Below are 21,498 nucleotides of genomic sequence, written 5' to 3'. Positions count from 1 at the left end.
AGGGCTGGGGGAGGGGTTCGCCACCTTCGTGGCGCATGGGGTAGGCGCCGTTCAAAATTGGCATATCAGTGGAAAAAGGGGCCTCTGCTCATCGAACGCTCACGCTGCGCTCGTTCCTACGGGAATACCGCACCCGGCACATGCACCTACCCCGACAGTTCATCGAGTTCCATGCAGGGTTGGCAGTCGAACCAGACTGGTCCGGAGTAGACCCGGAGTTGTGGCAGCACGCAACCGGGGAAGCGCGGGCGCTGGAACTCGGCACTGACACGGCGGCAACAGCGCTCGATACAGCAATCGACAAACTAAAGGAGGACTACGAGGACACTGTTCTCATCGGTGGCCCGCCTTGCCAAGCCTATTCTCTGGTAGGACGTGCTAGGTCTAAGGGCAAGAACTGGCTACATACCGGAGGAAGATTCTCGTCACTACCTCTTTCGAGAGTACATTCGCGTTCTCGACAAGCTTAGGCCAGCCGCGTTCGTCATGGAAAACGTCAAAGGCATGCTTTCATCGACGGTAGAGAGCCGGCTTGTTTTCGATATGCTGATGGATGACTTGTCCTCCTTGGGCACCGGGCGCGGGCACCACTATGAACTACGTGCGATACGGGTTGAGGACGGCACGGCCAGCCTCCAAGAAGCCATTCGTCCGTCCGACTTTATCGTCCGAGCCGAAGCCTTCGAAGTACCGCAACGTCGCCACCGGGTGATCATTGTTGGAGTGCGGTCGGATTTGGCTTCCAACGCAAACGGAGCCAAATTGACGATGTCCGGGCTAATGCGCACGGTGAGTTCAGCAATCGGAAACTTGCCCGCCCTCCGAAGCGGAATCAGCCGAGGTCATGACGATTCTGCTTCTTGGAGGTCTGAGGTACATACCGCGGCGAACAAGTTGGCAAGCATCTACAGGGCGCAACAGGATTGGAAACTCGTCCAAGCGTTTAAGTCGATGTCAGAGCAATTTGCAGAAAGCTCGCCATCTTCGCGCACTTCGTCGACCCTACCAGAGGGCTACGCCAGCTCCAACGACCAGCTCCTGCAATGGCTGAAAGGCCTGGATTGATTGCCTTGGCTCAGCATGAGTCTCGCGGTCACATGCCGTCCGACCTTGGTCGTTATCTGTTCTCGGCAGTGTTCGGCGGCGTTCGCGGATACAGCCCGAAAGCAGCCGATTTCCCGGAGGCGATAAGCCCTGACCATCGGAATTGGCATAGCGGCGTTTTTAATGACCGTTTTCGGGTTCAATTGGCAGACCATGCCTCGACCACGGTTACGAGCCATATTTCCAAAGACGGACATTATTTCATACATCCAGATCCAATGCAGTGCCGCAGCCTCACTGTTCGCGAGGCTGCTAGACTTCAAACTTTTTCCTGACGATTATCTCTTCCTAGGAAATCGAACGCAGCAGTACGTCCAGGTTGGGAACGCCGTTCCACCATTCTTGGCTCGGCAGATCGCGGAGTTATTGTATCGCGTTTTGACCTGATAGCATCAAGTCTAATGAATTTTTCGAGCGACTGCGGATGTTTCCAAGTTTGACGACCAAATACTCCGGTGCCAAGAAAGCTGAGGCAACTTGCACTCAGAGATTCTCATGCCCTCTCCCCAAGTCGAGATTTTTTGCGACCCACCTCCGCCAGCGACGTGCCAACTATGGAACCCTAGAGGAGGCAGCTGCAGCGATGCGGCGGGAGACCATTCAGATGTGGGGGGCTATTGCGCCGGAGATGGAGGCCAACCTTCTGGTCGCTATGGAGGTGGTCCGGTCCGAACTTCAAGATGTGGAAATTCTTCGGCGTCACTCGATCGTCGATGCGCCGGAGGACTGGTATCACGGACCTGGGAAGAACAGCCACCATTGGTCTGCATTGCACGAGTATCTCAAGACCAAGGGTTGGAACCCCGACACCATTGGCTCGCTTGATCGGGCCTCAACTGAGGTTGTGTCGTTGCTTGGCAATCCGGCCAAGGACAAGTTCGCCAGTCGCGGCCTAGTCGTAGGATATGTGCAATCGGGCAAGACCGCCAACATGACTGCCGTCATGGCGAAGGCGGTCGATGCCGGCTATAACATGATTATTGTCCTTGGAGGCGTTACGAACAAACTCCGCAAGCAGACGCAAGAGCGTTTCGAAAAAGACGTTCTCAGGCACAGAACTCTTTGGCAGCTTTACACTACAAGCGAACCCAATGGTGATTTCGTTCAGCCCGCGAATGGCGGCTTTGTCCTACCGGCGGACGGTCATGCACAGTTGATCGTCATGAAGAAGGAAGGAAGCCGACTGAAGCAACTCCGGCGCACGATAGCGAGGACGCCCGCGGTCGTCTTGCGAAAACTCAAGGTGCTGCTGATCGACGACGAGTGTGATCAAGCATCAGTGAATTCGGCGCGAGGCGAATTCGATATGACGCGTATAAACGAAGAAATACGGCGAGCCCTGGCGGAGCTGCCGGCCGTCACCTACGTCGGATACACAGCCACCCCTTTTGCCAACGTCTTCATCAACCCCTATCCATACGGAAACGAAGACGAGTTGGATGATCTCTACCCCCGCGATTTCATAACCGCGCTTGAGCGACCCATAGGCTATTTCGGTGCGCGCGAAGTTTTCGGGAGCGATAGCGCTGAAACAGAAGCCGACGAACAGGACATGATCCGCATCCTGTCTGACGACGAGCCAGCTCTGTTGCGCCCCACGTCTCCGAAGGAAAAGGAGAACTTCCGCCCGGAGATGACCAAGAGCCTCGAAGACGCCATTCTCTGGTTCTTTGCCACCTGCGCTATCAGGAGGGCCCGTGGCCAGGAGAACGAACATATGTCTATGCTCGTTCATTCGTCGCCATTCATACGGCAACACGAGTATATGTCAGGCTTGATCCGTACTTGGGTGGAGCAAAGGAAATCAGACCTGCTCGCGGGTACGGGTGATATCTCATCGAGGCTGCGGGAAGTTTTTGAGGTAGAACGCGAACGTACTGCTCCCGCCGGCCACGATCGCATCCCAGAGGACTTTTCCTCCGTATTTGCCCATCTTCCGGCGGTCCTTGGTGCGCTTTGCTATCCGGTTGAAAATGGCGAAACCGATGAACCTTTGCGCCTCGACTATACAGGGAAGCCGGTGACCTGCATCGTGGTCGGGGGAACTGTCTTGGCGCGCGGCCTCACGCTTGAAGGGCTATGCGTGTCTTTTTCCTGAGGACGTCGAAGCAGTATGACACGCTGCTGCAAATGGGCCGCTGGTTTGGTTACCGGCGCGGATATGAGGACCTCCCGCGCCTTTGGACTACCGAAGATCTCGCCTCCAAGTTCCGCTCGTTGGCTGTTATCGAAGAAGAGATACGCGCGGACATTTCAGTATACCGCGATAGCCACCTTACACCCCGCGACTTTGCCGTGAAGGTGCGGTCGATTCCCGGCATGGCCATCACCGCGGCAACAAAGATGAAACACGCCTTCCGCACGAGCATGAACTTCTCGGGCAAGCACGTGCAGACAATCCGGTTTGACCACCGCGATAGTGAAACCGTGGGCAGTAACTGGGACGCCGCATCGCAGCTGGTTGATGCGATGCTGAGGACAACGGACGCCTCGGTTAAAGACGGTGGGCTCTTGTTCAGCCGTATCCCGTTTCAGATGGTGCGCAGGTTTGTGGCCGCTAGTGAGATTTCTGAACAACACATGGATCTCAAGAAACCGCACTTGATCAGCTATCTCGATGAGGCTGAGGGGAATCTCAGGGAGTGGAATGTTGCGGTCATCCAGACAAATTCAACCACAGTGTCTTCCAAACCCCTTGGCGCGCTTGGCGAACTGCGAACCATGAGGCGATCGCGTCTCAGTGAGGCGTCTCCACGGTACGCGGACATCAAAGCGCTGATGTCGAAGGGCGATATCCTTATCGATGCCGAAAAAAAGCCGGAAGGCAAGGAGGATTGGTCCAGCTACAAGGCCTGTCGTCCAAATGTGCCGTTGCTTCTCCTCTATTTGATTGACGCAAAGTCAGAACCGCAAGAGAGAAAATCGACCGGGAACAAGCCGCCCTCTCGCGTTGCCCTAGATGCGGTTTCTGACATTGTGGGTTTCGGCATGGTTTTCCCGGGCCACAAGGATCGGTCTGGCGGGTACTTCTCGGTCGACATCGACGCTCCGGCGTTCGAGGAGACCGAAGAAGGTGAAGACCAGATCGAAGAAGTAGACGGCGCAGATGCTTGATCCCCGGCTTCTCGAAAGGGAATGGAGTGAGATCCGGTCAACCGGTCGAGGTGACGGAGAGCTGGAGGTCCCAAGTAGACCATCCGGTGTCACAAGTGGGTATGGTCAGGTACGTATTGCGATAGGCCCGAAGGGCCAACCACGTCTTCTCGTTCCCGTAGCTCGACCGGCAGCTGCAGGAGCCCAAAATACAGGAAGCAATAACTTGGTCGTGAGCCGGTCATCCTTTCGATCTGGAGGAAAGCTCGAGCACTTCATTGATGTGATGCTCGGGAATCCGCAGCTTGCAAAGGTATTTAGCGAGCTGGTCCGCGAGATACTCGCGCGTTTGACGAGTGGCGACGGGCCAGAGACGGCTGTGAATGGTACTATCAAAGATTTCAGGGATCTGTTCGCTAGGACACCCGATGCCGAGGTGTCTTTAGCCAAGCTCGGCGGACTGATCGGCGAGCTTGTGGTCCTTGACATGCTAACGGCATTGCGTCCCGAGGCAATAAGTGGATGGACCGGCCCCCTCGGCCAGCGTCACGATTTCCGGCGCAGGGATATAGCTGTGGAGGTAAAGACCTCCCTTCGCTCCGATGCGACGCGTGTTACGGTACATGGACCGGAGCAGCTAATGCCGCAACTGAGTGGTCGGTTGTTCTTGGCGCACGTTCGGGTGGAGCCGGTGGACAATGGCCCTCTCTCTCTCGGGGCACTCCATCGGAGCATCGTTGCACGTGGAGCGGACGAGCTCATGTTGGACAATTGTTTGGCCGAACTTGGGTGTCGGGATGCCAATGCGGGCGAATGGAATACGTCTCACTTTGCGCTGGAAGGCGTCGACTTCTACGAGGTTGCGGATGGCTTTCCATGTGTGACGCCCAAATCCTTTGCTGGTGGCGCTTTGCCATCTGGAGTGCATGCCCTGACCTACGAAATAGATCTTTCGGTTGCTCGCAAATGCCTGCTTAGCCACTCGCAAACGGCTGACGTGCTGTCGGAATTTGCCGCATGATTCCTCTTGATCTGCACAGCGAGCGATTTGCTCCTACGGGCAATTTGGCCGGCGAGGGCTTCCGGCGCCTGCTAGGCCGCCCAGCACTCGGCCTTCTGCAGACAGTGATCAGGGAGGCACTTCAGAACTCGGTTGACGCGGCTCTGCACGATAGGAATGTCGAGATTTTTTTGCGCTTCCGGACGCTCGAAGGTGAAGCGCTCGATCGCTTGCGCAATCTGCTCTTTCAAGCACTGCCGCCGGAGGCGAAGGAAGCGTCCGGCGAGCAAGATGATACCCCCAGCTTGCATGACATCTTAGGCATTGGACGCGTTTCGGTGTTGGAGATCGCCGACTTCAATACCAGGGGATTAGGAGGGCCGACCCGAGCAGACGTGGCTACCGGCACGGAGCAGATGGACTTCGTGAACTTCCTCCGAAACGTCGGAGCCGCACGGGACATGCATCATGGTGGCGGAACTTACGGCTATGGGAAGACCTCGCTTTATGCCTTGAGCCGCGTATCCACAATCATCGCTGATAGCCAAGCCATTGCTTATGGCGAGCCGGTCAGGCGACTCATGGGCTGTCACCTTGGTCCCGCCTTTGAGGCGCCGGTCGATGACAAGCCACGACGTTTCACTGGAAGGCATTGGTGGGGACGCAGCGATAGCGAAGGCGGTGTTGAGCCTGTTGAAGGTGTGGAGGCTATCGAGCTTTCCGACGCACTTGGTCTTCCTCAACGCGACGAAAGGCGTACTGGAACAACAGTGGCCATCTTGGCTCCCCACGTGGATGGCGGTGTAGATCTGCGTGCTGAGCTCGTTGAGGCTGTACTCTGGAACTTCTGGCCCAGAATGTGCACTTCCACTCCAGAGGGGCGCAAGATCGAGGTCTCGCTCGAGTTCGAAGGCGAGAAAGTCATTATACCTGCACCTGAGGACTATCCTCCGCTGGATCTTTACGCGGAAGCACTTCGAAACGTTCGCGGGGAAGGCGCCGGAGAAGTAACGACCATCAGAAGTCCTAGTCTACGGTCTGATCTTGGACGGTTATCGATTGTCCGTGGTATGTATGCACGTCGGAACCCGATAGCTCAGCGCGAAGAAAGTCCAATGCGAGCGCATGCGCGCGCCATCGCACTGATGAGACCGGTAGAACTCGTCGTGCGATATCTCCCGGGGGAGCCATTTGCTGACCAACGTTTTGAGTGGGCCGGAGCTTTCGTCTGCTCAAAGGAAGACGAAATTGAAAGCGCTTTTGCGGTGTCTGAGCCCCCAGCCCATGACGACTGGATACCGGATATGTTGCCCAAAGGGCGATCAAAGACGGCCGTGAATGTGGCTATGAGGGAACTGAAATTGGCTGCAGCTGGCTTTGCGCAGCCGACTGCGGCTCTGGGAGCGGCCCACGACAAAGGGCCTTCTGTCGCCAAAACGGCCGCGAAGCTTGGAACACTCTTGACTGGCGCGTCCGGAAAGGGTCCCGGACGGCCAGTTTCTCCCGGTGGTGGCGTCAGTAGGAAGAGAATTCAGATATCTTCGCCCCGCTTCGTCCGTCTTGAGTTGATTGATGGACGACGTGTCGCGAAGGTTCGAAGCCGATCTTACCAACGATGGGAGCCAGCCTAGCATTGTGCTAAGGGCAATGCCCCATTTGGTCGTGGATGGATCGGCGGCCTCAACGGACGACCTGCCCGACGATATTTCAGTTGAACTTCTGCGGATGTCTTTGGGAGAGAGAGAGACCGCTGCTGATACCATTGAGCTGGGGACATTGACAGGCATTGTCTCGTGCCTAGTCTCGGTCCCTATCGATGCGGCGGTCGGGATCCGGTTCTCATTTGATGAGGCGAGCACCGAATGACATCCGGTATTGCGTTTCCGTTCCTGACTCTTGCTGAGGATACCGTGACTCTCGACGGCCTTCTGATCGGTCATTCCGGACAACCGCTCTTCCCATTCCTGCCGATGCTGCCTAACTGGGACTATGCTGCGGACATTGATCTCCGCATTTCAATCTCCATCGACATGGAGCGAGCTGCGCGAGACCTTTCTATCCCAAAAGATGAGCTTAGGCTCGCGGTCGTCCTCAAGATTGGAACTGGCCGTGGTAGGTTTCCCAGAAGGGTTGAACGTGCCATGTCCCTCGTCTTTGCACAGGACACCAACGGGAGCCTTGAACTGCACACTCGTGTTCCTGGGAACGCGCTGTCTGGCCGCATGGTTGTCCGAGCGGAAGTTTTACTAGATACAATTGCCGAGAACGCGTCGCTTCTGTCTCCAGCCAAAGCGGGTTCGCGACTGTGGTCACAGGAGTTTGTGGTCGATCTAGAAGACGGTGGTGACAATCGCTTCCCGATTGAACTCGTATCGTTTGGCCAGACATTCCCAAACCAAAAACATGTCAATTCACCATGGTATCTGTCCTGGCGTACAAATGCACTTACCGCAGACTTCTCTGGCACAGTGCGCCTTTACGTCAACTCCGACAATGAAGAGCTAGCGGATCGGGTAATTGCCGGCGATGCACTGACGCTCCAAGCAATTGTCGGAGACGTCATGTTGCAGATGGTAGGTTCTGTCATCGATGCGGAGGACCTCGACGACCAACTGGCGGATTGCGAAGAAGGGTCTGTAGGTGCCCAGATTTTTGGTTGGATGAAACTTGCGTTTCCAAATCGAAGCATTTCCGAAGTGCGAAGGATCAAACGCAACGCGCCGGGAATGTTCCATTCAAGTGTCCATGCGGCGGCCGAGCTGAAAGACGACGAATGAGCAATGTCTGGCTCCTTCCTCGCCTCAGCGACCTGGGCGTGACCCAATGTCTTGAAGACCTCGAAGTTCGGTCCAAGAGCGCGGTTAATCTTACAGCCGCGGCGGCGCGCCGGGCTAAATATGAAGCTTGGATCTGGTACGCCCCCAGCGGAGGATCAGTAGCTAATGAACTGCCTGACGAGATAAGGCGTAACATGCTGGCGCTCGCAGAGCGACATGGGTATCCGGATCGAGCCAGTGAAAAGCAAAAAGCAAACTTCGACACTGATGCAGCCAAATGGCTTGCGATTCACCTTGATGCCTCGTTGCCGGAGCTGTTGCGTGACGACGTCTGGGCATTCGTGACGTGCATTCTTTTGCAGGACCTAGTCATTTGGCGATACCCTAATCCCAATCGTGCTCGGCTAGCAGGCGGCGTCAGGAACACTTTTCAGAGGCTATGGGTAAGGGGGAAAACTCTCGATCTTGGAGCAGAAGCCGGTTCGGAACGTTGGCGGCTTCTACAAGCGCCCAGTGAGGATGCGATGGTTCAAATTTTCGAACGCGCTTCCATTGCGTCGGACGCTAATCTTGCTCGTGCCATCGCCCAAGGTTGGGTCACAACTGCCAACAATATCGGGCGCGAAAAAATGGAGGACGTGATGAGACGGGCGACAAAACTCTTGCGACTACGCAATCAGATTGTCGATCTGTCTTTCATGTCAGCAGAAGAGTTGGAGGCAGAGGTGCAGCAAGCGTTCAACCGGTCTGCTGTAGGACTCTCCCTAAACGGACGAGATAACGGCGGGATGAGTCCCCTGATGGCACGGATCGGTCGCGTACTCCGAGCACCACGCCTCGGTGGAGGCGCAAAGCCGACTTGATTGCAGTAGCTCCAGCAGCATGTGTGTCCGATCTAGTACCAAAGCCTAGTTAAAGCTAACGGACCGTTTTCGATCCCCGAATGGCTACATGACTAGGATTTTCTGCCTTGCCTTTCCACACTGCCCAAATTGCCAGCTGAAGCTAACACAGTTTCTACTTTGGCAGTTTTGGAGTTGGGGCGGGCAGGGGGAAGTTGAAACCATCGCCGGTTTCATTGTCGGCGTGCCACGCCGAGGTCGCGGGTCAGGGGCGGCTATTCGTAAGTGGCCTGCGCTCCGTCCTCTTGTCGCCATAACCTCCCGGTCGTTTCGATACTTGTCGCACGCCGTTTCAGCATTCGCTTCTGGTCAGGTCTGAGAGCGTCCGAATCGATGGGAACATGTCCCGGTAGACTTTCTTTTCTACGCCCGGCGCGAGCTTTTCTTCGTTGCGTGCGAAATACCAAACCTGAAGCACTTGGGCCTTAAGGGGCAGTCTGCTCGTAAGGGCTAGATAGTCGTACCATCCCTCCTAAAGCACGGTGTCGTTAGCCACATCGGTGCAACTCCCAAGAAGGTCCGCGTCCTCCCTCACGGTCGTTTTGTCCTGGGCGTAGAAATGCTTCATCGCATTCCAGAACTGATTCCGAAGGAACGTCACTTTCCACGGTTTCATGCCGGGGTTTAGCTTCCGGATGAGGGGCTGAGAGAACCTCGACATTGCGCACTTCGCCAGCGCCTTCCAGCAGTTCACAGGCACCACATGCCAATACCTGAACGGAAATCGGGTCTCTATCCCGAAGAAACAGGTCTGTCGCAGTGCCCAGTTGCACACGAGCAATGTCGATTTTGATCTGATGTGGGTCCAAGAAGGCCTCGTTGAGTTAGAAAGTCGCCGAAAAAGGCGAACAAAATCAATGGGCGGTATGGGGCAGATCGGAAGGGGCTAGACGTTCTAACCTCTTTATATATATAGGCGCTGGCGGTCCGTCATCGCCCACCATTTTCGTTTCCCGACCACTCCCGCCCAGCCGGAGGGTGCGAAACGGAAAATCAGATGCCGTCGCCTGCCACGCGCGTCGGCAAAGCCCCAATCCTTCTTCATCTCAGCCACAGACACCCCGGCCGATGCCCTTCGAGAGCGCGTCAGCTCGCGTTCCTGTTGAGAAAACGCGCCTTGTGGCTTGAAGCATAATAGTTTTCCACAGGCTCGATCGCCTCTGTGAAGTTTTTATGCCGGATGCGGAAAGGGGCGCTTGACTTAGTCAGGGGCGCTGGGTACATCAGCGTCACGTTCAGCGGGCCACACGGTTCGCCGATGCGGGAGTAGCTCAGTTGGTTAGAGCGCCGGCCTGTCACGCCGGAGGTCGCGGGTTCGAGCCCCGTCTCTCGCGCCACCCTTTCTAGAAGGTGTGGCCACCACGGCGCCCATAGGGCGCCTTTTTTGTTTGCTCTCTTCTTTGTGTGTAACGCGCTGGATGCGGCCACCGTATCTGCTGGTAGAATAGCCAGTAGGAAGGTGCTCCAATGTCGCCACGTTTTCCCGATTTTGCGTTTTCCCGTCGCAGCCTGCTCGGCGGACTTGCTGCGGCGTCGGTCCTCGGCTTTGCGGCAAGACCCAGCTCGGTCTTTGCGCAGGAAGAGCCCGTGGTCATCCCGCCGCCCGACAAGGATCTGGTTGAATCAGCGGCCTCGGCGGTCGCCGTTTTCGCCGGCGGATGCTTCTGGGGTGTGCAGGGCGTGTTCCAGCGAGTGAAGGGCGTCACCAATGCCGTATCCGGCTATTCCGGCGGCGCGGCCAACACAGCCACATATGAGCAGACGACAAGGGGAGACACCGGTCACGCCGAGACGGTCGAAGTTACCTACGATCCCAAGGCCGTGACCTTCGGCAAGCTGCTGCAGATTTTCTTCTCCGTTGCCCACAATCCGACCCAGCTCAATTTCCAGGGTCCGGACCGCGGCACGCAATATCGCTCGACCATCTTCCCGGTAAACGAGGATCAGGCCGAAGTCGCCAAGGCCTACATCGCCCAGCTCGATGCCGCGAATCTCTTTTCTGGCCCGATCGTCACCACGCTCGAGCCGTTCCAGGCCTTCTATCCTGCGGAGCAGTACCATCAGGATTTCCTGACGCTCAATCCGACCTGGCCCTACATCGTGCGGAACGACCTTCCCAAGATCGCGGCCCTGGCGGCTCTGTTCCCGGATGTCTATCGCACCGAACCCGTACTGGTCGGGGAGTTGCCCGCCGCCTGAGCGGTGTGACTCCAATGCAACGGCGGCGCGGTGCCTTGTTTTGGCCCCTCAATGGGCGGCTTACAGCCGGATTGGGTGGCGAACTTCCTTGCCGGTCGCCGGAGTCGGTGTTGCACATCGGCATCGCCCGGCGGTCATGGAAAACCAGTGGTGGAACGCGCGGATCATTCTTCCGTTCTTCTCCCACCTGCTGGTTGTAGTGCTAAGGAGAAACGCGATGCGCTCGTCTCACAAGATCGCCCTGGCAACGCTTGCCACCGCCCTGATGTCGGGCTCGGCCTTCGCCGCCGACTTGATTACCGTGCCCACGAGCACACCGGCAGCATTGCCCATCTATGAAGAAGCAGCCGGCTTTGACTGGAACGGTTTTTATGCCGGCGTCTATGGCGGCATCCAGAATAGCCCGGTTGGCGGCATGCAATATGGTGCCGGCGCCATGGCCGGCGTGAATGCCCAATTCGACTTCTACCTTCTGGGTGCTGAAGTTGCGGTACAGGGGATCACCGGCGGCAACACCAATACCAGCTATGGCCAGATCCTCGGTCGTGCCGGTCTCGTCGTTTCCGACAATGTCGTCGTTTACGCAGCCGGCGGCTATGGCATCGATCTCGGCGTGCCGGAAGAAGATGACGTCCTGCTCGGAGGCGGTGTCGAACTGGCCGTGACCGACAATGTCTCGGTTCGGGCACAATACCTTCACGGCTTCCCGCTCAATGGCGGCAATGCCAAGGATCAGTTCACGGTTGGGGCGGCCTTCCACTTCTGACCCGCTCCGCAGCCACGATTCGTCGGTAGAATCGGCGAATCTGATCGAATCTCTAAAAATGGCCCCGCAATTGTTGCGGGGCCATTTGCATTTCGGGCAACAATGTGGCAGCGTGCCCTCCAACAGCCATATTTGGGCTGGTGTCCGGTCACAAATTCGGGCGCTGATCCAAGGCTGAATGCGTCAATTTGTATCAAACTGGACCAATTCCGAGACCTAAAGGCAACACTCGGGTCGTTTTGGTCATGAAAACTTATCCGCACCGCCCAATATGTGTTGGCGCGGGGTTGCCTCTTTTTCTCCCTTGAGTCATTAGTCCGGTCGACTACGGTTAACTCTATGGGAGTGCAAGATATGTTTGTACGTTCTCTCTCGCTCGGCGTTGCTGCCGCTGCACTCATGGTTGGTGGCGCTCAGGCTGCTGATCTGATCATCCCGACCACCCCGCAGCCGATCTATGAAGCTGCTGGCTTCGATTGGTCCGGTCTCTATGCTGGTGTCCGCGCTGGCGGCCAGTGGACTGGTGCAAACCAGTACGCAAACACCACCATCAACACCACCTATGGCGTTGTCGGTGCTGCTGTCGGCGTGAACTTCATCCCGGTTGATCCGTTCCTGATCGGTGCTGAAGTCACCGGTGACTGGACCTGGGCAAACAACACCTCGTCGGGTGAATTCTTCGCCAACCTCCGCGCTGGCGCTGTCGTCACCGACTCCGTGCTCGTCTATGCCCTCGGCGGCGTTGGCGTGAACACCACCGGCAACACCACCGAATCCGTCTACCAGCTTGGTGGCGGCGTCGAAGTTGCCGTGACCGATGCGATCACCGTCCGCGGTGAACTCGTTGGCCAGGGTGACTTCTCGAACGTTGCTGGCGACCAGTTCTTTGAGTCGGCCAAGGCAACCGTCGGCGTTTTCTACCACTTCTAAGACACTATTTTTCGCGACGGCTCAGGCCGTTGCGGAACAAGTCTTGCAAACCCAGGCGGCGAACCGGTTTCCGGTTCGCCGTTTGCGTTTATTACCAATGATTTAACAAGTGCGAAGTCTGGTGTTGTCGATTGGCTACACTTGCCGAAAAGCCGACACGTTTTGGGCGATGTGAAGGCCAAACCCATTGCGGGGCGCGTGTGGCTCTGTCAGGTTAGAGTAAGTTACCAACGAAATCTTCGAGGGCTTAAAATGTCTGTTCGTTCTCTGCTTATTGGCGTGTCGATCGCCGCTCTTGGTACCGCCGCCGCTTCGGCAGCGGACCTGATCATCCCGACCACCCCGCAGCCGATCTACGAAGCTGCTGGTTTTGATTGGGAAGGCCTCTACATCGGTGCTCGCGCCGGTGGTCAGTGGACCGGCACCAATGCCTACACCAACCACACTCTGAGCTCGACCTATGGCGTCATCGGTGCTGCCGTCGGCGTGAACTTCATCCCCGTCGATCCGCTGCTGCTCGGCGTTGAAGTCACCGGCGACTACACCTGGAACAGCGTCAACTCGGGCGGCGAATTCTTCGCCAACCTGCGCGCTGGTGCTGTCGTGACCGACGCTGCCCTGATCTACGCAATCGGTGGTGTTGGCGTTTCGACCGTCGGTGGCGGTTCGGAAGGCGTGTACCAGCTCGGTGCTGGTGTTGAATTCGCCGTTACCGATGCGATCACCGTACGCGGTGAAGTCGTCGGCCAGGGTGACTTCTCCAACGCTGCTGGCGACCAGTTCTTTGAAGCCGCCAAGGCAACCGTCGGCGTCTTCTACCACTTCTAAGATTTGGCTGGCGGGCTCGTCCCGCCATCCTCCAGTCTTGCGAACGGCGAGTCGGTATCGACTCGCCGTTTTCGTTTATTCGCGACATAATCGGGCGCCAATTGCGCTTGCAGCCTGTTCCAAAATTCGCATTGCACGCGCCAATATTTACGTCAAACTCACGTCTCTGAAGCCATAAGCTTTTCCAGCCATGCGGCTTAGATATATGATTTTTCAGGTCATATTTTCTTTCCCTTGAAACCATTTAGGGGAAGGTCTAAGCCCTAGCCATCAACTGACGCGGTGGTCGGCTCGCCCCAATTGCTTGCTCGCCTCGCGGATCGCCGGGACCCTCCGACCGGCTCGAACCTTAGGCTGCCGCATGACTGACTTGCTCAGCAATTACCTGCCAATCCTTCTCTTTATCGGACTTGCCGCCGTCATCGGTGGTGCGCTCCTCGTGGCGCCGTGGCTTGTTGCCTACCGCAAGCCCGATCCGGAAAAGCTGTCCGCATTCGAAGCAGGCTTCGATGCCTTCGACGACGCGCGCATGAAGGTCGACGTCCGATTCTATCTGGTGTCGATTCTCTTCATCATCTTTGACCTTGAAGTGGCGTTCCTCTTCCCCTGGGCCGTGGCTTTCCACGACATCGGTTGGTTCGGCTTCTGGTCGGTGATGGTCTTCCTCGGCGTGCTGACCGTCGGCTTTATTTATGAATGGCGCAAAGGAGCTCTGGAATGGGATTGAGCCCCTCCAACGCGACGCTGGTGACTCCCCGTCCCACCGGCGCTCTCGACCCGGCAACCGGCAAGCCGTTCGGCGCCGAAGATCCGTTTTTTGTAGGCGTGAACAACGAGCTGGCCGACAAGGGCTTCCTCGTCACCACCGTGTCGCAGCTCATCACCTGGGCCCGTACCGGCTCGCTGATGTGGATGCAGACGGGCCTGGCCTGCTGCGCCGTTGAAATGATGCAGATGTCGATGCCCCGCTACGACATCGAGCGCTTCGGCACCGCACCGCGCGCTTCGCCGCGCCAGTCCGACGTTCTCATCGTCGCCGGCACGCTGACCAACAAGATGGCGCCCGCTCTGCGCAAGGTCTACGACCAGATGCCCGAGCCGCGCTACGTCATCTCCATGGGCTCCTGCGCCAATGGCGGCGGCTATTATCACTATTCCTATTCGGTGGTGCGCGGTTGCGATCGCATCCTGCCCGTGGACGTCTATGTCCCCGGCTGCCCTCCGACCGCCGAGGCGCTTCTTTACGGCATCCTGTTGCTGCAAAAGAAGATCCGCCGCGACGGCACGATCGAGCGATAGGGCCGGGCCATGACCGATACTGTTGAAACCGTCGAGCCCGTCATCGAAGTCCACCCGCTGGTCGCCCTCGGCGAACACATTGCTGCCTCGCTCGGCGAGGCAGTAACCGGCTTCGAACACGCCTTCGGCGACCTGACCATCACCGCCCAGCGCGATTCCATCGTCGACGTCGTCACCTTCCTTCGTGACGACGCAAAGTGCCGTTTCATCTCCTTCGTTGATGTGTGCGGCGCCGACTATCCCTCGCGCGAATTCCGCTTTGACGTGGTCTACCACTTCATGAGCCCGCACTTGAACCAGCGCGTCCGCGTCAAGGTGCAGGCCGATGAGGCAACGCCCGTTCCCTCGATCACCGGCGTCTTCGCCGGTGCCGATTGGTTCGAGCGCGAGACCTACGATCTCTACGGCGTGCTGTTCTCCGGCCACCCCGACCTGCGCCGCATCCTCACGGACTATGGCTTTGACGGCCATCCGCTGCGCAAGGATTTCCCGCTCACTGGCTTTGTGGAAGTGCGTTACGACGAAGAGCGCCGCCGCGTGGTCTATGAGCCGGTTGCCCTGGCTCAGGAATTCCGCTCGTTCGATTATTTGTCGCCTTGGGAAGGTACGGATTACGTGCTGCCCGGTGACGAGAAGGCGAAGAACTGATGTCAGAAGTCGACGTCCGCAATTTCACGATCAACTTCGGCCCGGTTCACCCCTCGGCCCACGGCGTGCTGCGCATGATTCTCGAGCTCGATGGCGAGCTTGTTGAACGTGTCGATCCGCACGTCGGCCTGCTGCACCGCGGCACTGAAAAGCTGATCGAATACAAGACCTACCTGCAGGCGGTTCCCTATTTCGACCGCCTCGACTACGTGGCCCCGATGAACCAGGAGCATGCCTTTGCCCTGGCCGTCGAGCGCATGCTCGGCATCGAAGTGCCGCGCCGTGGTCAGCTGATCCGCGTGCTCTATGCCGAAATCGGCCGCTTGCTCGCTCACCTGATGAACGTGACCACTCAGGCCATGGACATCGGCGCGCTGACCCCGCCGCTCTGGGGCTTCGAACAGCGCGAAAAGCTCATGGTTTTCTATGAGCGCGCTTCGGGCGCCCGCATGCACGCTGCCTATTTCCGTCCCGGTGGCGTCCATCAGGACCTGCCGCAGGCGCTCGTCGACGACATCGGCACCTTCTGCGACGAATTCCCCGCAGCACTCGCCGACATCGACACGCTCCTCACCGACAACCGCATCTTCAAGCAGCGTAACGTCGATATCGGCGTCGTCCCGCTCGAAGAAGCATGGGGCAGGGGTTTCTCGGGCGTCATGGTCCGCGGCTCCGGCGCCGCCTGGGATCTGCGCAAGGCCCAGCCCTACGACGCCTATGCCGAAATGGATTTCGATATCCCGACCGGCTCCAATGGCGACTGCTACGATCGCTACCTGATCCGCATGGAAGAAATGCGGCAGGCCAACAAGATCATGAAGCAGTGCGTCGAAAAGCTGAACGCGCCGGAAGGCAAGGGCCCTGTGGCCTCTGTCGATGGCAAGGTCGTTCCGCCCAAGCGCGGTGAGATGAAGCAGTCGATGGAAGCATTGATCCATCACTTCAAGCTCTACACCGAAGGCTTCAAGGTTCCGGCCGGCGAGATCTACGCCGCCGTCGAAGCGCCCAAGGGTGAGTTCGGCGTCTATGTGGTGTCCGATGGCACCAACAAGCCCTATCGCTGTCACATCCGCGCCCCGGGCTTTGCCCATCTGAGCGCCATGGACTGGCTCTGCCGCGGCCACATGCTGGCAGACGTCACCGCGATCCTCGGGTCGATTGATATTGTGTTCGGAGAGGTTGATCGCTGATGAGCGTGCGACGCCTTGCAGACGAGTCGGTTCAGCCGGCAAGTTTCGCCTTTAGTGATGCTAATCAGGCCTGGGCCGAAAAGCGCATTGCGCTTTACCCGGCCGGCCGTCAGCAGTCTGCCGTTATCCCGCTGCTTATGCGTGCGCAGGATCAGGACGGCTGGGTTTCCCGCGCGACCATTGAAAAGGTCGCCGAGATGCTCGGCATGGCCTATATCCGCGTGCTCGAAGTCGCGACCTTCTATACCCAGTTCCAGCTGCAGCCCGTCGGCACGCGTGCCCACGTTCAGGTTTGCGGTACCACGCCGTGCATGCTGCGCGGGGCAGGGGAACTGATCGAGGTCTGCAAGAGCAAGATCCATCACGATCCGCACCATCTCAACGAAGATGGCACGCTGTCCTGGGAAGAAGTCGAATGCGCTGGCGCCTGCGTCAACGCACCGATGGTCACCATCTACCACGACACCTATGAAGACCTCACGGCCGGTCGCCTCGAAGAAATCATCGATGCGTTCCAGGCCGGCAAGGGCGACACCATCAAGCCGGGCACCCAGATCGAGCGCCTGAACGCTGCCGCCGAAGGCGGTCAGACGACCCTGCTCGAAAAGCCGACGGCCAAGCGCGAAAAGTTCGTGCCGCCCCCGCCGCCGGAAGGTTCAGCGCCAGCTACCGCAGGCGCGCCCGCTCCAGCGGCCGCTGCGCCGGCTCCGGCCGCTGCGGCTCCCGCGCCGACCACGGCCGCCAAGCCCAAGGATGTTTCGGAAGAATCCGCGCCTGCCCTCAAGGGTACGCCCAAGGAAGCCAAGGTTTCCGAGGCCAAGGCCGAAGGCGAACGCAAGGCCGCCAATGCTTCGGCAAAGGCAACCGGCAAGCCCGCCAAGGAAATGCGCGAAGATGCTGTCGGCGCCGAATCCAAGGCGGCCAAGGTTGATGGCGGCAAGGCTCCCGGCAAGAAGTCGGCCGATGCCCCCGCTGGCGACGCTGCCGCCACCTCGGTGAAGAAATCGACCAAGAAGGTCGTTGCTGCTCCCGCCGAAGGCCTGAGCCCGACGGCTGAGACCGGTGGCCCCACGCCCCTGTTTCAGAAGCAGGAAGGCCCTGCAGACGATCTCAAGCTGATCTCGGGCGTTGGTCCGGTCCTCGAAGGCAAGCTCAACGCAGTTGGCATCACCAAGTGGAGCCAGGTTGCGAAGATGACGCCGGATCAGATCACGGCTCTGGAATCCAGTCTCAACTTCAAGGGTCGCGTTGCGCGTGACAACTGGCTGCAACAGGCCGAAGTCCTCGCCCGCGGCGGGGTTGAGGAATATCGCAAGGTGTTCGGGAAGGACCCGCGCTAATGCTCGCTGATAAAGACCGCATTTTTACCAACCTCTACGGCCAGCACGACTGGCGCCTCGAAGGCGCGCGTGCGCGTGGCTCCTCGGGTTGGTACGAAGGAATTTCTCGATCAGGGCCGCGATTGGATCACCAACGAGGTCAAGGGTTCGGGCCTGCGCGGCCGTGGCGGCGCCGGTTTCCCCACTGGTCTCAAGTGGAGCTTCATGCCCAAGGTCAGCGATGGCCGTCCGCATTATCTCCTCGTCAACGCTGACGAATCCGAGCCCGGTACGTGCAAGGACCGCGAAATCCTGCGTCACGATCCGCACCATCTGATCGAAGGCTGCCTGATCGCCTCGCGCGCCATGGATGCGCACCTGGCCTTCATCTATGTCCGCGGTGAATTCATCCGCGAACGTCAGCGCCTAGAGGAAGCCGTTCAGGAGGCCTACGACGCCAAGCTGATCGGCAAGGACAATATCCACGGCTGGGATCTGGACATCATCGTCCATCACGGCGCCGGCGCTTACATTTGCGGCGAAGAAACCGCACTGATGGAATCGCTCGAAGGCAAGAAGGGCCAGCCCCGCCTCAAGCCGCCGTTCCCGGCCGGCATGGGCGTCTATGGCAACCCGACCACCGTCAACAACGTCGAGTCGATCGCCGTCGTCCCGGAAATCCTGCGTCGCTCCGGCGCCTGGTTCTCGTCCATCGGCCGCCCGAACAATGTCGGCACCAAGCTGTTCATGGTCTCGGGCCATGTGAACAAGCCGGCGACCTTCGAAGAAGCCCTTGGCGAAAGCTTCAAGGACATCATCGAAAAGCACTGCGGCGGCATCCGCGGCGGCTGGGACAATCTCCTCGCCGTTATCCCGGGTGGCGCTTCGTGCCCCGTCGTGCGCGGCGAAGACATGATGACTGCCGTGATGGACTTTGACGGTCTGCGCGAAAAGAAGTCGTCCTTTGGCACCGGCGGCATGATTGTCATGGACAAGTCCACCGACATCATCCGGGCCATCTGGCGCATCGCTGCTTTCTTCAAGCACGAGAGCTGCGGCCAGTGCACGCCGTGCCGTGAAGGCACCGGCTGGATGATGCGCGTTATGGAGCGCATGGTCGAAGGCCGCGCCCAGAAGCGCGAAATCGACATGCTGTTCTCGGTCACCAAGCAGATCGAAGGTCACACCATTTGCGCCCTTGGCGACGCGGCCGCTTGGCCGATCCAGGGCCTGATCCGCAACTTCCGTGACGTGATCGAAGCGCGGATCGATCAATATACCTGGTCCTCGACCAGCGACGGCGCCGTGCCGTCGATTGCGGCGGAGTGAGCCGATGGCACAGATCAAGGTAGACGGCACGCTCGTCGAAGTCCCTGATTACTACACCCTCATGCAGGCAGCGGAAGCCGCCGGCGCGGAAATCCCGCGCTTCTGCTACCACGACCGTCTTTCGGTCGCGGGCAACTGCCGCATGTGTCTCGTCGAAGTGAAGGGCGGTCCCCCGAAGCCGCAGGCTTCGTGCGCCATGGCGGTCAAGGACCTGCGTCCGGGCCCCAATGGCGAGCCGCCCGAAATGTTCACCAACACGCCCATGGTCAAAAAGGCCCGTGAAGGCGTGATGGAATTCCTGCTGGTCAATCACCCGCTGGACTGCCCGATCTGCGATCAGGGCGGCGAGTGCGACCTTCAGGACCAGGCCATGGCCTACGGTGTAGATAAGTCGCGCTTCCACGAAAACAAGCGCGCTGTCGAAGACAAGTACATCGGGCCGCTGGTCAAGACTTCGATGAACCGCTGCATTCACTGCACGCGTTGCGTCCGCTTCACCACCGAAGTCGCCGGCATTGCCGAAATGGGTCTGCTTGGTCGCGGCGAAGACGCCGAGATCACCACCTATCTCGAAAAGGCGCTGTCGAGCGAACTCCAGGGCAATGTCATCGACCTTTGCCCGGTTGGCGCTCTGACCTCCAAGCCTTATGCCTTCAACGCCCGTCCGTGGGAGCTGACCAAGACCGAATCCATCGATGTGATGGATGCCGTCGGTTCGGCCATCCGCGTCGATAGCCGTGGCCGCGAAGTCATGCGCATCATGCCGCGCGTCAACGAAGCCATCAACGAAGAGTGGATCTCCGACAAGACCCGCTTCATCTGGGATGGCCTCAAAAACCAGCGCCTCGATCGCCCATACGTTCGCAAGAACGGCAAGCTCCAGGCCACCACCTGGGAAGAAGCCCTGTCGGCTGTTGCCGCTCGCGTGAAGAAGGCCGGCAACAAGGTCGGCGCCATCGCTGGCGATCTCGCTGCCGTCGAAGAAATGTACGCCCTCAAGGGCCTGCTCGCTTCGATCGGTTCGGGCAATACCGACGTCCGTCCTGCCATGTCGGGCATCGATCCCTCGATGCCGCGCTCGGCCTACATCTTCAATCCGACCATTGCCGGCATTGAAGAAGCTGACGCCGTGCTGATCATCGGCGCCAATCCGCGCAAGGAAGCCTCGCTCATCAACGCGCGCATCCGTAAGACCTGGCGCGCCAAGAACATCCCCGTGGGCGTGATCGGCGAACGCGCCGACCTCACCTACACCTACGACTATCTCGGCGAAGGCTTTGAAACCCTCGTTGACGTTGCTGCCGGCAAGGGCTCCTTCGGCGAAATCCTCGCCAAGGCCCAGCGTCCGATCATCATCGTCGGCGAAGCCGCTGTCTCGCATGCCAGCCTCGGCAAGCAGGTCGGCCGCGATGTCATTGCGATTGCCTCCAAGCTCGCCACCGGCGCTAATGTCGCCGAGGGCTGGAACGGTTTCGCGCTGCTCCACAATGCGGCCAGCCGCGTTGGTGGCATCGACATCGGCTTCGTGCCGCATGACGGCGGCGTCTGCTCGGCTGACCAGATCGCTCTGGCCGGCAAGGGCGAACTCGACGTCCTGTTCCTGCTCGGCGCCGACGAATACGACATGTCCGCCATGGGCAAGGCATTCGTCGTCTATGTCGGTTCGCACGGCGACCAGGGTGCACACCGCGCCGACGTCATCCTGCCGGCTGCGACCTATACCGAAAAGTCGGGCACCTATGTGAACACCGAAGGCCGCGTCCAGCAGACCGCCCGTTCCGTGTTCCCGCCGGGCGACGCCAAGGAAGATTGGGCCATTTTCCGTGCCCTTTCCGGCGCCATCGGCAAGCCGCTCCCGTACAACTCGCTGGCCCAGCTGCGTTCGGCCCTCTATGCCGAATTCCCGCACCTGGCCAATGTCGATGAGATCGCCCCGGGCAAGGTTGCCGACCTCGGCAAGCTCGCCAAGGCTGCTATCAAGACCAAGTCGGCGCCGTTCGGTTCGGCCGTCGCCGATTTCTATCTCAGCAACCCGATTGCACGCGCTTCGGCCGTCATGGGTGAATGCGCCGCGCTGGCTGCCGGTCTCCGGCAGGCCGCGGAGTAGGGGACCA

At 58.9% G+C, this 21,498-nt stretch carries 16 protein-coding genes, 1 tRNA gene and 2 pseudogenes; all 19 read left to right on the top strand.

The window, feature by feature from the left end; genetic code table 11:
• Positions 1-375 precede the first annotated feature (375 nt).
• The 19 genes and pseudogenes from NVV77_RS08585 (at position 376) to nuoG (ending at position 21,491) form a co-directional block, all read left to right on the top strand.
• On the top strand, positions 376-1,065 hold the full coding sequence (locus NVV77_RS08585; protein ID WP_295412116.1) for a DNA cytosine methyltransferase: 690 nt from the start codon (positions 376-378) through the stop codon (positions 1,063-1,065).
• A 162-nt stretch (positions 1,066-1,227) separates the two neighbouring features.
• Entirely contained in the window at positions 1,228-1,491 is a 264-nt protein-coding gene (locus NVV77_RS08580; protein WP_367178603.1) for a DNA cytosine methyltransferase, read from the top strand.
• Positions 1,492-1,528: 37 nt separating this feature from the next.
• A pseudogene (locus tag NVV77_RS21920) lies at positions 1,529-4,218 on the top strand (Z1 domain-containing protein).
• On the top strand, positions 4,211-5,218 hold the full coding sequence (locus tag NVV77_RS08565; RefSeq protein ID WP_295412109.1) for a PD-(D/E)XK motif protein: 1,008 nt from the start codon (positions 4,211-4,213) through the stop codon (positions 5,216-5,218). The pseudogene NVV77_RS21920 and the gene NVV77_RS08565 overlap by 8 nt, the downstream one beginning before the upstream one ends.
• Positions 5,215-6,828 (top strand): hypothetical protein, encoded by a 1,614-nt coding sequence (locus tag NVV77_RS08560; RefSeq protein WP_295412108.1) that lies wholly within the window; start codon positions 5,215-5,217, stop codon positions 6,826-6,828. Before NVV77_RS08565 ends, NVV77_RS08560 begins: the two co-directional genes overlap by 4 nt.
• A gap of 231 nt (positions 6,829-7,059) precedes the next feature.
• Complete coding sequence (locus NVV77_RS08555; protein ID WP_295412106.1) at positions 7,060-7,974, top strand: hypothetical protein; 915 nt, start codon at positions 7,060-7,062, stop codon at positions 7,972-7,974.
• Entirely contained in the window at positions 7,971-8,837 is an 867-nt protein-coding gene (locus NVV77_RS08550) for a DUF6339 family protein (protein ID WP_295412105.1), read from the top strand. Before NVV77_RS08555 ends, NVV77_RS08550 begins: the two co-directional genes overlap by 4 nt.
• 1,299 nt (positions 8,838-10,136) lie before the next feature.
• A tRNA-Asp gene (locus tag NVV77_RS08545) sits at positions 10,137-10,213 on the top strand.
• A gap of 130 nt (positions 10,214-10,343) precedes the next feature.
• The gene (gene msrA, locus NVV77_RS08540; protein WP_295412104.1) at positions 10,344-11,075 is read left to right on the top strand and encodes a peptide-methionine (S)-S-oxide reductase MsrA; all 732 of its coding nucleotides are present in this window, start codon (positions 10,344-10,346) and stop codon (positions 11,073-11,075) included.
• Between the two features lie 217 nt (positions 11,076-11,292).
• Positions 11,293-11,841: a porin family protein gene (locus NVV77_RS08535; RefSeq protein ID WP_295412102.1), complete on the top strand. Its 549-nt coding sequence runs from the start codon at positions 11,293-11,295 to the stop codon at positions 11,839-11,841.
• A 354-nt stretch (positions 11,842-12,195) separates the two neighbouring features.
• Positions 12,196-12,771 (top strand): hypothetical protein, encoded by a 576-nt coding sequence (locus tag NVV77_RS08530; protein ID WP_295412100.1) that lies wholly within the window; start codon positions 12,196-12,198, stop codon positions 12,769-12,771.
• A gap of 252 nt (positions 12,772-13,023) precedes the next feature.
• Positions 13,024-13,599, top strand: coding sequence for a hypothetical protein (locus NVV77_RS08525; RefSeq protein WP_295412098.1), 576 nt, complete (start codon positions 13,024-13,026; stop codon positions 13,597-13,599).
• A 361-nt stretch (positions 13,600-13,960) separates the two neighbouring features.
• Positions 13,961-14,326 carry an NADH-quinone oxidoreductase subunit A gene (locus tag NVV77_RS08520; protein WP_295412097.1) on the top strand — a complete coding sequence of 122 codons (366 nt, stop codon included), beginning with the start codon at positions 13,961-13,963 and terminating at the stop codon, positions 14,324-14,326.
• A complete protein-coding gene (locus NVV77_RS08515) occupies positions 14,317-14,898 on the top strand; it encodes an NADH-quinone oxidoreductase subunit B family protein (RefSeq protein ID WP_295412096.1) in 582 nt (193 codons plus the stop codon). The genes NVV77_RS08520 and NVV77_RS08515 overlap by 10 nt, the downstream gene beginning before the upstream one ends.
• A gap of 9 nt (positions 14,899-14,907) precedes the next feature.
• A complete protein-coding gene (locus tag NVV77_RS08510; protein ID WP_295412095.1) occupies positions 14,908-15,546 on the top strand; it encodes an NADH-quinone oxidoreductase subunit C in 639 nt (212 codons plus the stop codon).
• The gene (locus tag NVV77_RS08505) at positions 15,546-16,736 is read left to right on the top strand and encodes an NADH-quinone oxidoreductase subunit D (protein WP_295412093.1); all 1,191 of its coding nucleotides are present in this window, start codon (positions 15,546-15,548) and stop codon (positions 16,734-16,736) included. The genes NVV77_RS08510 and NVV77_RS08505 overlap by 1 nt, the downstream gene beginning before the upstream one ends.
• Entirely contained in the window at positions 16,736-18,076 is a 1,341-nt protein-coding gene (gene nuoE / locus NVV77_RS08500; RefSeq protein WP_295412092.1) for an NADH-quinone oxidoreductase subunit NuoE, read from the top strand. Before NVV77_RS08505 ends, nuoE begins: the two co-directional genes overlap by 1 nt.
• Positions 18,076-19,384, top strand: a pseudogene (nuoF, locus tag NVV77_RS08495) (NADH-quinone oxidoreductase subunit NuoF). Before nuoE ends, nuoF begins: the two are co-directional and overlap by 1 nt.
• A gap of 4 nt (positions 19,385-19,388) precedes the next feature.
• Complete coding sequence (nuoG, locus tag NVV77_RS08490; protein WP_295412090.1) at positions 19,389-21,491, top strand: NADH-quinone oxidoreductase subunit NuoG; 2,103 nt, start codon at positions 19,389-19,391, stop codon at positions 21,489-21,491.
• Positions 21,492-21,498: the final 7 nt, after the last annotated feature.

Source organism: Devosia sp. (genome assembly GCF_024707125.1).
Taxonomy (GTDB): Bacteria; Pseudomonadota; Alphaproteobacteria; order Rhizobiales; family Devosiaceae; genus Devosia.
The sequence above is the reverse complement of the archived record's forward strand: the minus strand, read 5'-3'. Positions and strand labels throughout refer to the sequence as shown.

What these genes read in the sequence shown, in the direction of transcription:
- NVV77_RS08580 (WP_367178603.1), top strand. Translation starts at nt 1,228, where the DNA reads ATGACCGTTTTCGGGTTCAATTGGCAGACCATGCCTCGACCACGGTTA.
- NVV77_RS08565 (WP_295412109.1), top strand. Translation starts at nt 4,211, where the DNA reads ATGCTTGATCCCCGGCTTCTCGAAAGGGAATGGAGTGAGATCCGGTCA.
- NVV77_RS08560 (WP_295412108.1), top strand. Translation starts at nt 5,215, where the DNA reads ATGATTCCTCTTGATCTGCACAGCGAGCGATTTGCTCCTACGGGCAAT.
- NVV77_RS08555 (WP_295412106.1), top strand. Translation starts at nt 7,060, where the DNA reads ATGACATCCGGTATTGCGTTTCCGTTCCTGACTCTTGCTGAGGATACC.
- NVV77_RS08550 (WP_295412105.1), top strand. Translation starts at nt 7,971, where the DNA reads ATGAGCAATGTCTGGCTCCTTCCTCGCCTCAGCGACCTGGGCGTGACC.
- msrA (WP_295412104.1), top strand. Translation starts at nt 10,344, where the DNA reads ATGTCGCCACGTTTTCCCGATTTTGCGTTTTCCCGTCGCAGCCTGCTC.
- NVV77_RS08535 (WP_295412102.1), top strand. Translation starts at nt 11,293, where the DNA reads ATGCGCTCGTCTCACAAGATCGCCCTGGCAACGCTTGCCACCGCCCTG.
- NVV77_RS08530 (WP_295412100.1), top strand. Translation starts at nt 12,196, where the DNA reads ATGTTTGTACGTTCTCTCTCGCTCGGCGTTGCTGCCGCTGCACTCATG.
- NVV77_RS08525 (WP_295412098.1), top strand. Translation starts at nt 13,024, where the DNA reads ATGTCTGTTCGTTCTCTGCTTATTGGCGTGTCGATCGCCGCTCTTGGT.
- NVV77_RS08520 (WP_295412097.1), top strand. Translation starts at nt 13,961, where the DNA reads ATGACTGACTTGCTCAGCAATTACCTGCCAATCCTTCTCTTTATCGGA.
- NVV77_RS08515 (WP_295412096.1), top strand. Translation starts at nt 14,317, where the DNA reads ATGGGATTGAGCCCCTCCAACGCGACGCTGGTGACTCCCCGTCCCACC.
- NVV77_RS08510 (WP_295412095.1), top strand. Translation starts at nt 14,908, where the DNA reads ATGACCGATACTGTTGAAACCGTCGAGCCCGTCATCGAAGTCCACCCG.
- NVV77_RS08505 (WP_295412093.1), top strand. Translation starts at nt 15,546, where the DNA reads ATGTCAGAAGTCGACGTCCGCAATTTCACGATCAACTTCGGCCCGGTT.
- nuoE (WP_295412092.1), top strand. Translation starts at nt 16,736, where the DNA reads ATGAGCGTGCGACGCCTTGCAGACGAGTCGGTTCAGCCGGCAAGTTTC.
- nuoG (WP_295412090.1), top strand. Translation starts at nt 19,389, where the DNA reads ATGGCACAGATCAAGGTAGACGGCACGCTCGTCGAAGTCCCTGATTAC.